The organism is Saccharothrix sp., from assembly GCF_031180885.1.
Taxonomy (GTDB): domain Bacteria; phylum Actinomycetota; class Actinomycetes; order Mycobacteriales; family Pseudonocardiaceae; genus Actinosynnema.
Map to the genome: position 1 here is coordinate 86,494 of NZ_JAPSLK010000030.1, position 11,605 is coordinate 98,098.

Consider the following 11,605-nt stretch of genomic DNA (forward strand, 5'->3'; position numbering starts at 1 on the left):
TGATGGACGTCGCGGACCTGGTGGCACGGGGGCGGCAGGCGTTGACCAAGGCGCCGAACCGGTTCCTGGAGCTGGTGGAGGCCGGCCCGGTCGAGACCGGGCGGCTGCGGGGGCTGGCCGGGGAGCTGTACCACCTCGTGTCCAGCGACCGGCAGAGCTTCGCGCTGCTCGCCGCGCGGTTCCCGGAGCCGTTGTTCCTGGCCATGGCCGGGGCGGAGGACGAGGCCCTGGCGCTGCTGCTGGACTTCGGCGCGGCGGTCGGCGCGGGGGAGGCGGACCTGCGGGCGCACGAGCCCCGGCCGTTGGCCCAGGCCTACCCGGCGTTCCTGGCCCGGACGGCGGTGTTCGGGCCGCGCGGCGCGGTGCCGTTGGCGCTGCTGGTGAACGTCGAGGAGTCCGGCGGCACCTACGCGCGGCTCGCGGACGCGCTCCAGGCGCAGGGGTTCTCGGACCGGGCGGTGGCGCACTTCCGGTTCTTCGCCGAGACCCCGCAGGAGGTGCTGGACCAGGCGGCGGAGGTCGTCGCCAAGGGTCTGGCGGCCGGTGACGACCCGGTGGAGCTGCTGCGCGCGGCGCGCATGGTCGACGCCTACGAGGCCGCCTTCTGGTCCGTCATAGCCGAGTGAGTCCCCGCGCCGATCGGTGGCGGCTGCGCCGTTCGGCGTTACGCCGCGCGGGGCGTCGAGGGGAGCGACATGACCGGGTTCTTCGTGCACACGCCTTCGGTGGCGGGTCTGGGGCGACTGGTCTCGCGCAACGGCGAGGCGATCGGGCGGTTCGTCCTGGAGCTGGAGTACCGGCGGCCCGACGGCTACCAGGAAGGCCTCCTCGGCCTGCTCAACGAGCCGTTGAACGAGGTCCAGCGGATCGGCGAGGCCAACACCCGGCACGCCGCCGACCTGGCCCGGACGTCCGGCGCGGAGTTCGCGCGGCTCGCCGTGCGCTACGCGCGCCCCGACGTGGCGGCGGCCCGCGCGCTGGACGCCACCTACCCCGGCGCGACGCCCACCCGCATCGACGAGGCCGACGTCGTCGCCCCGGACGCGGGCTTCGACGGCGGTCGCGACCCGGCCGCCAACCCCGCCGAGCAGTACCCGGGCGTGCCGCCGAACCCGGACGAGAAGGCCGTCGCCGAGGGCTGGAACGTCGACTTCGAGAAGGGCGTCGACGAACTGCTCGGCCGGTGCTCGGTCGCGCAGCACGTCCGGGACCTCATGAAAGCCCTGACCGGCCGAGACGTCTTCGAGGAGCTGACCCGGCTGGTCGGCGGCGACTGGAGCAACCTGTACCGGCAGGGCCAGGCCTTCGCGGACACCGCCTACGCGTGCACGATCGTGAAGGAGAACGTCGACCGCGGGCGCTACCTGGTGCAGGACAAGTGGAACGGCAACGCGGCGGACGCGGCCGAGAGCTGGCTCGCCGAGTACTCCGCCGTGTGCCACGGGCACGTCGAGTTCATGACCGACGTCAGCGGCCAGATCAAGAAGTTCGCGAGCGCGGCCTACCACGCGGTCGGCGCCCTGACCATCCTCGTGGACACCCTGCTGGACGCTGTGGTCGACCTGCTCACCCGCAACGCCGGGGCGTTCATCGGCGGGGCGATCAGCGTCCTGCGCGGGCAGAACCCGTTGCACGGGGTGGTGTCGGTGATGTTCGCGGTGTCGAAGATCTCCAGCGCCATCGACGCGATCCGGGCGGCGGCGCACGTCGCGGTGTCCGGGTTGCAGGTGCTCGTCGCCAACGGCGAGGTGGTGGCCAAGCAGTGGCCGTGCACGCCCTACGACCACAAGGAGGTGTAGCCGTGGAGAACCCCTGGGCCACGCCGGCCGGTCTGCGGGCGCAGCAGGTCCGGTTGACGCACCTCGCCGCCGGTTCGGGCGAGATCGCGGACTTCGCGCGCGAGGTCGTTGCGGGGCGTGCGTCGACCCGTGACCTGCTGTACGCGTCGGCGCTGAGCGACCGGGCGTTGCAGCCGGTGCGGGACCTGGTCGAGCAGTGGCACCGCCTGTCGGCCGCCGACCGGGCCCGGTTGGAGGCCGAGGCGGCGAACGACGTCGAAGACCGCATCGCCGCCTTGAACACCCTGCCCGATCAGGCCCCACCCGCCGCTGATGCGCCACCTGCCGACCAGGCCTCGCCCGCCGCCGGCCAGGGCTCGTCGGCCGCTGACCGGGGCTCGTCGGCCGCTGACCAGGCGTCCTGGGCGCGCCGCCCGGTCCGCCGGCGACCCGACGACCCCGATCCCGACGAGGGCCGGACCTTCATGTCGGACGCCTGGTGAGCCGATCGGCCGCGTGAACTTCAGATTGCCCCTTGTGCTGGAGCGCACTCCAGTTCCTAGGCTGGCGGTGTGCGCTTGGGTATCCACGTCATCGAATTCACCGTTCCCGACGGCGCGGCCGGCATCGCGCCCGAGTTGGCGAAGGTCGGCCAGGCGGTCGAGGCCGCGGGGGTCGCCCGCCTGTCCGTGATGGACCACTTCTTCCAGATGGACGGGTTCAAGCCCGCCACGGACCCCATGCTGGAGGGCTACACGACCCTCGGCTTCCTCGCCGCCCACACCTCGGCCGTGCAGCTGGGCCTGCTGGTCACCGGCGTCACCTACCGCCACCCCGGCCTGCTGGCCAAGACGGTGTCCACTGTGGACGTGCTGTCCGGTGGACGGGTCGAGCTGGGCATCGGCGCCGCCTGGTACGAGCGCGAGCACCTCGGGCTGGGCGTGCCGTTCCCGCCGCTCTCGGAGCGGTTCGAGCGGCTGGAGGAGGCGATCCGGATCTGCCTGCAGATGTGGGACCCGGACAACAACGGCTCCTTCGAGGGCAAGCACTACCAGCTCGCCGAGACCCTGTGCTCGCCGCTGCCGATCCGCCGTCCCCCGATCATGATCGGCGGTGGTGGGGAGAAGAAGACGTTGCGCCTGGTCGCCAAGTACGGCGACGCGTGCAACCTGTTCGGCGGCGACAAGGACGTGGTGCGGCACAAGCTTGACGTGCTGCGCGGCCACTGCGACGCGATCGGCCGGGACATCTCGACCATCGACAAGACCCTCACCTACCGCCCCCTGCCCACCGCGGACACGGCGGACGACTTCCTGCGGGACGTCGCCGACTACGCCGAGATGGGCATCGACACGGTCATCCTGATCCCGCCGGGCGACGCGCCGGCAGCGTGGATCGAGGAGGTCGCGACGCCGCTCGTGCCGCGTCTCGCGGACCTGTAGCTCAATACCGCGCGGCGGGCTGGACGACGTCCGGCCCGCCCGGTGTGCGGTGTGGGCACGTGGTGGGGGGCTGGTTCGGGCAGTGCTTTTGGGCAAGCGGTCGAGCAGGCGAGTTTGCGGAGGCGGAGCGAGCCCGGGTGCGGAGGCGTCCTGCCGGTCCCCGTGGAACGACGCCTTCCGGGTCGACGGGCGGAGGCACTGGTCGCGGTCGGCTCGACGGCGTCGTCCGCGAACCGGTTGGGGAACACCTGCGGCGAGTTGCCCTCCGACGTCACGCTCGCGCTTATGCCGTTGGGTGCGGTGCGCTACCCTCTGGCGCCTGAAGACCTTGGGGGGTTGGCGGAAGTGCTGTACTTCGGTGGTTTCTTCGGTCTGATCACGTTCGGCCTGTGGTTGTTCTGCCTGGTCGACGTCATCACGTCGGACGACGGCGACATCCGGCACCTGCCGAAGGTGACGTGGCTGCTGATCGTGCTGTTCTTCCCACTGGTCGGCTCCATCGCCTGGCTCGCCGCCGGCCGCCCGCCCCGCGCCCACTCCCGACCCCGGGCGTACGAACGCAACACCCCCGCCTACCCCGAGTACGACCGCCCCGGCCGCTTCGCCGCTCCCGACCCGGCCGCCGACGAGGAATTCCTCCGCCGCTGCCGCGAACGCGCCGAGGAGCAACGCCGCAAGGCCCGCGGCGATGGCGGGTCCACTGCCGGCTAGGACAACAACGCAGGCCAACGGTTGGTAGGCCGACGGCAACTGGATCAAAGCCGACGCTTCCGCCGCCGCTTCGGCTGGCTCTGTCGGTACCCCGTGGGACAATGGAATCGGGGGCCGGAGGCCACGCCAGGCTTGCGTTGACCTTGTTGCTGTGGGCTGGCGGCTAGGCCAACAGCGGCAAGTCGGCGGCTAGTTCAACGGCAGTTCGGCCTGGCGGCAACCGGCCGGAACCAACCGGCCTGGTGGCGACCGGGCCTGTCCAACCGGCCTGGCGGCGACCGGGCGGAAGCAACCCGGGCCTGAGGGGGCAACCGGGGTGGCGGCAACGACAGCCAATGCCGCTCCCGCCACGAGAAGCGTCGCGCCGGCGGCTGCCGCTGCCAGGATCGGCGGGGCGCTGCCGGGATCCGCGGGCGGCTGCCAGGGGTCGGCGGGGCGCTTTCCGGGTTGTCGGGCGCTGCCGGGGTCGGTGGGCGATGCATGGGGTAGGTCGGGGCAACTGTGAGGATCGGTCGGGCGCTGCTGCCGGGGTTGCGCCTCCCGAGTGGCCGGTCCACCGAGATCGTGCGGATCGTCGGCCTGGCGTGGCCTCCGGCCCCCGACTCCATTGTCCCACGGAGTACCGACAAAGTCGGCCGAAGCGGCGGCGGAAGCGCGGCGGAAGTGCGGCGGCCTGGGCTGGCGGCGAGTCGGCAGCGGCGAGTCGGCAGCGGCGAGGCGGGGCTGGGGCAACAGCGGTAGGTCGGCGGCCAGGCCAACGACAGTTGTGCCGACAGCCGGGTCAACGTCGGTCGGGCCGGCAGCCAGGCCAACGCCGGCTGGGCCAGAGCCCGCTGGGCCAATGGCTACGGCAACGGCACTTCCACGCGGCGGTCGATGCGGTCCTCGATCCACGTTGTCGTGTCGATGAGCCAGATCCGGTCGACCGTCACCTGGTACACCCGGTGCTCCGCGGGCGCCACCAACGCCTCCACCGGCAGCGTGTACTCCCGTCGCGACGCCTCGTCCGGCAGCAACGCGTCGTAGAACGCGGCGTGGTGGGTGCGGACCTCGTCTTCGGTCAGCTCCCGGCACGTGCCGCTGAACTGGGCACCGTCGACCTCGGTCAACGCACTACCGGTGACGAACAGGGACCCGCTCACCACCGGCCGCGCCGCCACGTGCCGGCTGTGCCGCGAACCGACCGCCGACCCGAACAACAACCGCAGCGGGTCCCGCAGCACCGCGTACTGGAGCACCGCCGACCACGGCTCACCCTCGGCGGACACCGTGGCCAGCGACAGGTACTTGGCCTCGTCGAGCACCCGCCGCAGTCGTGACGCGAGCGCCATCAGCCCGCCTCCGCCAGCGGCTCGCCCGCGATGTCCTCGACCCGGGGCCGGGCCAGGCGGACGTAGTCCTCCGTGTCCAGGGCGACCGACACGTCCAGCCGCGCCGCGTTGAAGAACATCTCCGGCTCCTCCAACAGGGTCCGGTCGACCACCAGCTCCAGGTCGTCCCGGAACGTGAACGGGATGATGGTGCCGCTGACGCACCCGGACAGCTCCTCCGCCGTCTCCCGCGTCGCGAACGACACGTACGTGCCGCCCCACAGCGCGCGCAACGCCTCCAGCGACACCCGCCGGTCGCCCGGCACCACGGCCAGCACGAACCGGTTCACCTTCTTGCCGTGCTTGACGCGCGCCACGATGCACTTCGCCGCCTGCGACAACGGGTGCCCGCGCAACCGGCTCGCCGGCGACGTCACGCCCTCCGGCGCGTGGTGGATCAAGCGGTACCGCGCGTTGCCGGCCGACAGCACCGCGAGCAGCTTCTCGTACCGGCTCATCGCGGGTACTCGTAGAACCCACGACCGGTCTTCTTGCCGAGCAGTCCGCCCGACACCATGCGCGCCAGCAGCGGCGGCGGGGAGTAGTGCGGCTCGCGGTACTCCCGGTACAGCGACTCGCTGATCGCCGCCACGATGTCCAGCCCGATCAGGTCGATCAGGCTCAGCGGACCCATGGGGTGCGCGCAGCCCAGCGTCATCGCCTTGTCGATGTCGGCGATCGGCGCCATCCCGGACTCCAGCATCCGCACCGCGGACAGCAGGTACGGGATCAGCAGCGCGTTGACCACGAACCCCGCGCGGTCCTTGGTGCGCACCACCTGCTTGCCCAGCACGTCGACGACGAACGCCTCGGCACGGTCCACAGTGGACGCATCGGTCAGCACCGACCCGACGACCTCCACCAGCGGCAGCACCGTGGCCGGGTTGAAGAAGTGGATGCCGACCACGCTCTCCGGCCGGCTCGTCACCCCGCCCAGCTGCACGATCGGGAACGACGACGTGTTGGACCCGAGGATGGCGTCCTCGTCCTCGACGACCTTGTCCAGCGTGGCGAAGACGTCCAGCTTCACCGACTCCTGCTCCGACACCGCTTCGACCACCAGCTGGCGGTCCGCGAAGTCGCCCAGGTCCGCGGTGAACGAGATCCGCGACAGCGCCGCGTCCCGCTCGTCGCCGCTGAGCTTCCCCTTGCCCACCAAGCGGTCCAGCGACCCGGTGAGCCGCGCGCGCCCGGCGTCGACGGACGCGGGCCGGGACACCCCGACCAGGACGTCCAGCCCGGCCCGGGCGCACAGCTCGGCGACCCCGGCGCCCATGACCCCGCACCCGACCACGCCGACCCGGCTGATGCTCTCCATTGTTCCCAGCTTCCTCACGTGAATGCGTGGAATAACACGAGCAGGACGGGATCACCGCCGCCACAAAGAACGAAGCCTGTGCGCAAAACTCTAATCAGCACACCGGGTTCGGGGCAATGACCTGCACCAGGACTCCAGCGCGCAATTACCTCGCGATTTCTGCCCGACGGTAACTTCGGAACCATTCCAGTCATCCTTTCGGGAGGCGCACGATGATCGACTTCAGCGCTGCCACCACCGCGAAGATCGACAGCCGGGGTGGCAAGTGCCTGTACGCCCAGATGGACGAGTTCCGCGCGGCGGGCCCGGCGGTGGCCGTCGAGCTGCCGGAAGGCATGTCGGCCTGGTCGGTCTCCCGCGGCGACGTGGTCCGCAAGCTGTTGACGCACCCCGGTGTCTCCCGGAACGTCAAGAAGAACGTGCCGAGCTACTCGCCGGGCGTCGTCCAGTGGCTCTCGCCGTGGGTGGACGTCGAGTCCATGTCCACCGCCGAGGGCCGCGAACACCAGCGCCTGCGCCAACTCGTCGCACCGGCCCTGACCCCCAAGCGCATCGACGCCATGCGCCCGCACCTGGAGGCCATCGCCAAGCGCCTGCTGGACGAGTTGGCCGAGCACCCGGCCGACCAGCCGGTCGACCTGCACACCGCGTACTCGCAGCAACTCCCGACCCGGATGATCTGCGACCTGTTCGGCGTGCCCGACGACCTGCGCCCCGAGGTCCTGCGCATCCTCCGCGTGGTCCTGAACACGGACAACGTGCCCGAGGAAGAGTCGGCGGCGGTGTTCACCGACATGAACGTCGCGATGCGCCGGCTGATCGATCTGAAGCGCCGCGAGCCGGCCGACGACCTGACCAGCTTCCTGCTGTCCGCGCGCGTGGTGGGCGAGGAACCGTTGGCGGAACAGGAGTTGGTGGACATGCTCCTCCTCCTGATCGGCGGCGGCAGCCAGACGACGGTGTCCCTCATCGACCACACCGTCCGCGAACTCCTGGCCAACCCGGACCAGCTGAAGATCGTCCTCGACGACCCGGCGCGCTGGCCGGACGCGATCGAGGAGTCCCTGCGGGTCCACTGCCCGGTCGGTTCGCTGCCGATGCGATGGGCCAAGGAGGACATCGACCTGGGTGAGGGGGTGATCATCCGGGCCGGTGACGCGATCTTGATCAACTACCTGGCCCACGGCCGCGACCCGAACGTCCACGAGAACCCGGAGTCCTTCGACGTCAACCGCGCCGACAAGGACCACCTGGCCTTCGGCCTCGGCCCCCACTTCTGCCCGGGTGCCCGCCTGGCTCGGTTGGAGGCGAACGTCGCGGTGCCGGCCCTGTTCGCGCGCTTCCCGGAGTTGGCGCTGGCCGTCGCGCCGGAGGACATCGCTCCGCTGCACTCGTTCATCGCCAACGACGTGGCCGCTTTGCCGGTGCTGCTGAACCATCGCTGAATCGGGGTGACGTGGAAGCCCCGGCCGGATTGTCCGGTCGGGGCTTCGGCATGTCGAGTATGAGGTGAAAGACGCTCGCACTGTTTTGGGCCGAGAAATTGCGCCATCGTCCAACAACCTCAACCGCTCACCCGGCCCCACCCACCCGCCACTCCGCTGGGCCAACACTCCCGCCACTCCGCCGGCCAACGCCCCGCCCGCCGCCGGCCATCCGGGACAACTCGCCCCCGCCGCCAAGCCGCGGGGCCGCGTCGCCGCACGGTTACCACCGCCACGCCGCGGCGCCGTGCCACGCCGCCGCGCCACCGCACCGCGGCCTCGCCCGCCGCGCCGCCATCTCACCGCCCAACCAGGGCAGCGCCCGACACGCCCGCTGCCGTGCCTGCCTTACCGCGCAACCGGGGCAGCGCCAACCGCCCCGGCCGGGCTGCGACGCACCAGCGAGCGTGCGTCGCAGCCCGGCCGGGGTGCGAGGGTCAGGCGATGTCCAGTTCGTTGTCGAGGATGTCGAAGATGTCGTCTGCCGTTGCGACGCTGAGGTCCGCGTCCTCCTGAGGCCCGGGTGCCGCCTTGTCGCGCCACTTCGTGACGAGCCGTTGGAGGGCGGCGGCGATGTCGGAGTCGGCGGATTCCGGGTCTACCAGGTCCAGGGTTGCTTCCAGTTTGGCGATTCCGTCCACCAGGTTGCGCATGCGTTGTTTCGCCTGGCTGCCGCCCAGCTCCTGGAGCAGGTACTCGACCAGGGCCAACGGGGTCGGGTGGTCGAAGGTGAGGGTGGCGGGTAGGCGTAGGGAGGTGGCGGTGTTGAGGCGGTTTCGGAGTTCTACGGCGGTCAGGGAGTCGAAGCCCAGGTTCTTGAACGCCGTGTCCGGGGGGATGGTGTCCGTCGAGGCGTGGGCCAGGACGGTGGCGACGTTGGTGCGGACCAGGTCCAGGAGGGCCTCGCGTTGGGCGGGTTCCTCCATTGCTGCCAAGCGGTCGCGTAGGGGGGTGGTGGGGGTGGTGGGTTGTTTGCGGGGGCGAGTGAAGCCGCGCAGGGGTGGGGGTGGGGCGGGGGCGGTGCGGAGGGTGGCTGGGTCCAGTTTGATCGGGACCAGGGTGGGCTCGGCTGTGCGGACGGCGGCGTCGAAGAGGGACAGGCCTTCCTCGACGGTGTGGGGGAGGACGCCGCCTCGGGTGATGCGGGCCAGGTCGGTCGAGGTGAGGGTTGCGGCCATGGCGTTGTCTTGTTGCCAGAGGCCCCAGGCGAGGGAGGTCGCGGGACGGCCGGACGCTCGTCGGTGGGCTGCCAGGGAGTCCAGGAAGGCGTTGGCGGCGGCGTAGTTCGCCTGGCCGGCGGTGCCCAGGATGCCGGTGGCTGAGGAGAACAGGACGAAGAGGTCCAGGTCGCCGGTCAGGTCGTGCAGGTTCAGGGCCGCGTCCACCTTGGCGCGGAGGACGGTGTCGATCCGGTCGGGGGTGAGGGATTCGACGGTGCCGTCGTCCAGGACGCCGGCCGCGTGGATCACGCCCACCAGGTTGGGGAGGGTGGAGAGGAGGGCGGACAGGGCATCTCGGTCGGCGGCGTCGCAGGCGACGACGTCGACGGTGGTGCCGGAAGCGCGCAATTCGGTGGCAAGGTCACCGGCGCCGGGGGCGTCTGGGCCTCGGCGGGAAGTCAGGACCAGGTGGCGAGCGCCGTGGGTTTGGACCAGGTGGCGGGCCAGGTCGGCGCCTAGAGCGCCGGTGCCGCCGGTGATGAGGACGGTGCCTGAAGGGTCGAAGAGGCGGTCTTGCGAGGTGGAGCGGACCTTGCTCAGGCGGGGGACGAGGAGGGTGCCGTTGCGGACGGCCACTTGGGGTTCGGTGGTTGCCACGGCCGTGCCCACGTGGGTCGCGTCGTCGGTGTCGACCAGGACGAAGCGGTCCGGGTGTTCGGTCTGGGCGGAGCGCACCAGGCCCCACACGGCTGCGGCGGCCGGGTTTGTGCCGTCAGTGGCGCCGTGGGTGACGAACACCAGTTGGGAGCGGTCGGTGGGTAGCCACTCCTGGATCGCGGCGAGGGCGTGGTGGACGGCGGTATGGACGGACTCTGCGTCCACTCCGGAGCCGACTTCGAAGACTGCGGGGGTGTCGACCGGGCCGACCGGGGTGGGGATGGCGACCCAATCCAAGCGGTAGAGGGAGTCCACAGTGGAAGCACGCTCGGTTGGGCGGGCCACCAACGAGTCGATTGTGGCGACCGGGGTGCCGGACGGGTCGGCGAGGGAGAGCGTGTAGGTGTCGGGGGCGGTCGGGGTGATGCGGACGCGTAGGGCGGTGGCGCCGGGGGAGACCACGTGCACGCCGTGCCAGCTGAACGGGAGTCGGACGGCCTCGGCGTCGACGAACAGGGTGTGCAGGGCCGCGTCGAGGAGCGCGGGGTGCAGGCCGAAGCCGGTCGGGACGCCCTCGGGGAGGGTGATCTCGGCGTACAGGGTCTCGCCTTCGCGCCAGACCGCTGTCAGGCCGCGGAACGTTGGGCCGTAGTCGACGCCGAGGTCCGTGATCCGGTCGTACAGATCCTCGACGGACACCGGAGTGGCGTTGGGCGGCCATTCGGTGGCCCATGACGTGTCCACGTCTGAATGCGTGGTGCTGAGGAGGCCGGTGGCGTGGTGGGTCCACGGGTCGTCGTCGAGGGCGTCCTCGCGGCGGGAGTGGACGCGGACGGGGCGGCTGCCGGACTCGTCGGGGTCGCCGACCTCGACTTGGAGCTGGACGGCACCCTCGGTGGGGATGACGAGTGGGGCGTGGAGGGTTAGCTCGTCAACGACGTCGAGGTCTGCGTGTTCGGCTGCTCGGCGGGCCAGCTCTACCAGGGCGGCTCCGGGGAGCAGGACCTCGCCGAGGACGGCGTGGTCGGCCAGCCAGGACTGGTCGCGGAGGGAGAGGCGGCCGGTGAGGACGGTGCGTTCCGAATCGGCCAGGGTTAGGACCGCGCCGAGCAGGGGGTGGTCTGCTGCGGTCAGGCCCAAGCCGGTCGGGCTGCCCGTCGCCTCCTCGGTGACCAGCCAGTACCGCTGGTGCTGGAACGCGTAGGTGGGCAGGTCGACGTGGCCGGCGCCGGCGAAGAAGTTCGCCCAGGCTACGGGCACGCCCCGCGCGTGCAGCCGGCCCAGCGCGCCGACGACCGCGGTGACGTCGTCGCGGTCGCGCCGCGTGGACGCCACGACTTCGTCGGAGTCCACCATCGCCGACAGTGCCGCATCGGGACCGACCTCCAGGAACGTCCGCACTCCCTGGCCCCGCAACGTCGCCACGGCCTGGGCGAACCGGACCGCGTCGCGCGCCTGGCGCACCCAGTACTCCGGGGACGGCGTGAAGACCTCGCCGGTGACGGTGGAGACCAGGGGAGTGGTGGGTGGTTGGTGGGTGACGCTCTCGGCGACCGCGCGCAGCTCGTCGAGCATCGGCTCCATGAGCGGGGAGTGGAAGGCGTGCGAGACGGTGAGGCGCTTGGTCTTGTGGCCTTGAGCGGCCAACTCCTCGACGACCGCGAGGACCGCTGTTTCGTCGCCGG

The 11,605-nt window shown here is 71.3% G+C and carries 10 protein-coding genes; 6 read left to right on the forward strand and 4 right to left on the reverse strand.

Annotation, left to right across the window (positions count from 1 at the left end; all coding sequences use genetic code 11):
- The first annotated feature begins 2 nt into the window (after positions 1-2).
- The 5 genes from RIN75_RS28020 to RIN75_RS28040 all read left to right on the forward strand — a co-directional run bounded on the left by RIN75_RS28020 (position 3) and on the right by RIN75_RS28040 (position 3,931).
- Positions 3-626 (forward strand): hypothetical protein, encoded by a 624-nt coding sequence (locus tag RIN75_RS28020; RefSeq protein WP_309115026.1) that lies wholly within the window; start codon positions 3-5, stop codon positions 624-626.
- A 69-nt stretch (positions 627-695) separates the two neighbouring features.
- Positions 696-1,799, forward strand: coding sequence for a hypothetical protein (locus tag RIN75_RS28025; protein WP_309115027.1), 1,104 nt, complete (start codon positions 696-698; stop codon positions 1,797-1,799).
- A 2-nt stretch (positions 1,800-1,801) separates the two neighbouring features.
- Positions 1,802-2,281 carry a hypothetical protein gene (locus RIN75_RS28030; protein WP_309115028.1) on the forward strand — a complete coding sequence of 160 codons (480 nt, stop codon included), beginning with the start codon at positions 1,802-1,804 and terminating at the stop codon, positions 2,279-2,281.
- Positions 2,282-2,350: 69 nt separating this feature from the next.
- Positions 2,351-3,220, forward strand: coding sequence for an LLM class F420-dependent oxidoreductase (locus tag RIN75_RS28035; protein ID WP_309115029.1), 870 nt, complete (start codon positions 2,351-2,353; stop codon positions 3,218-3,220).
- A gap of 345 nt (positions 3,221-3,565) precedes the next feature.
- The gene (locus RIN75_RS28040; RefSeq protein ID WP_309115037.1) at positions 3,566-3,931 is read left to right on the forward strand and encodes a PLD nuclease N-terminal domain-containing protein; all 366 of its coding nucleotides are present in this window, start codon (positions 3,566-3,568) and stop codon (positions 3,929-3,931) included.
- A gap of 845 nt (positions 3,932-4,776) precedes the next feature.
- Here the strand turns inward: RIN75_RS28040 and RIN75_RS28045 are convergent.
- Genes RIN75_RS28045 through RIN75_RS28055 form a run of 3 tightly spaced genes read right to left on the reverse strand, consistent with a single transcriptional unit; the run spans position 4,777 to position 6,619 of the window.
- Complete coding sequence (locus RIN75_RS28045) at positions 4,777-5,262, reverse strand: pyridoxamine 5'-phosphate oxidase family protein (protein ID WP_309115030.1); 486 nt, start codon at positions 5,260-5,262, stop codon at positions 4,777-4,779.
- Positions 5,262-5,759, reverse strand: coding sequence for a YbaK/EbsC family protein (locus RIN75_RS28050; RefSeq protein ID WP_309115031.1), 498 nt, complete (start codon positions 5,757-5,759; stop codon positions 5,262-5,264). The genes RIN75_RS28045 and RIN75_RS28050 overlap by 1 nt, the downstream gene beginning before the upstream one ends.
- Positions 5,756-6,619 (reverse strand): 3-hydroxybutyryl-CoA dehydrogenase, encoded by an 864-nt coding sequence (locus tag RIN75_RS28055; RefSeq protein WP_309115032.1) that lies wholly within the window; start codon positions 6,617-6,619, stop codon positions 5,756-5,758. Before RIN75_RS28055 ends, RIN75_RS28050 begins: the two co-directional genes overlap by 4 nt.
- Before the next feature lie 212 nt (positions 6,620-6,831).
- On the opposite strand from RIN75_RS28055, the gene RIN75_RS28060 reads away from it, so the two are divergent.
- Positions 6,832-8,064: a cytochrome P450 gene (locus RIN75_RS28060; RefSeq protein ID WP_309115033.1), complete on the forward strand. Its 1,233-nt coding sequence runs from the start codon at positions 6,832-6,834 to the stop codon at positions 8,062-8,064.
- Between the two features lie 476 nt (positions 8,065-8,540).
- On the opposite strand, the gene RIN75_RS28065 is transcribed toward RIN75_RS28060, so the two are convergent.
- The coding region (locus RIN75_RS28065) for an SDR family NAD(P)-dependent oxidoreductase (RefSeq protein WP_309115034.1) at positions 8,541-11,605 on the reverse strand (3,065 nt) is incomplete at its 5' end.

Bases quoted from the DNA above. Each gene is read 5' to 3' on its own strand.
- RIN75_RS28025 (WP_309115027.1), top strand. From the start codon at position 696: ATGACCGGGTTCTTCGTGCACACGCCTTCGGTGGCGGGTCTGGGGCGA.
- RIN75_RS28020 (WP_309115026.1), top strand. From the start codon at position 3: ATGGACGTCGCGGACCTGGTGGCACGGGGGCGGCAGGCGTTGACCAAG.
- RIN75_RS28060 (WP_309115033.1), top strand. From the start codon at position 6,832: ATGATCGACTTCAGCGCTGCCACCACCGCGAAGATCGACAGCCGGGGT.
- RIN75_RS28045 (WP_309115030.1), bottom strand. From the start codon at position 5,262: ATGGCGCTCGCGTCACGACTGCGGCGGGTGCTCGACGAGGCCAAGTAC.
- RIN75_RS28050 (WP_309115031.1), bottom strand. From the start codon at position 5,759: ATGAGCCGGTACGAGAAGCTGCTCGCGGTGCTGTCGGCCGGCAACGCG.
- RIN75_RS28055 (WP_309115032.1), bottom strand. From the start codon at position 6,619: ATGGAGAGCATCAGCCGGGTCGGCGTGGTCGGGTGCGGGGTCATGGGC.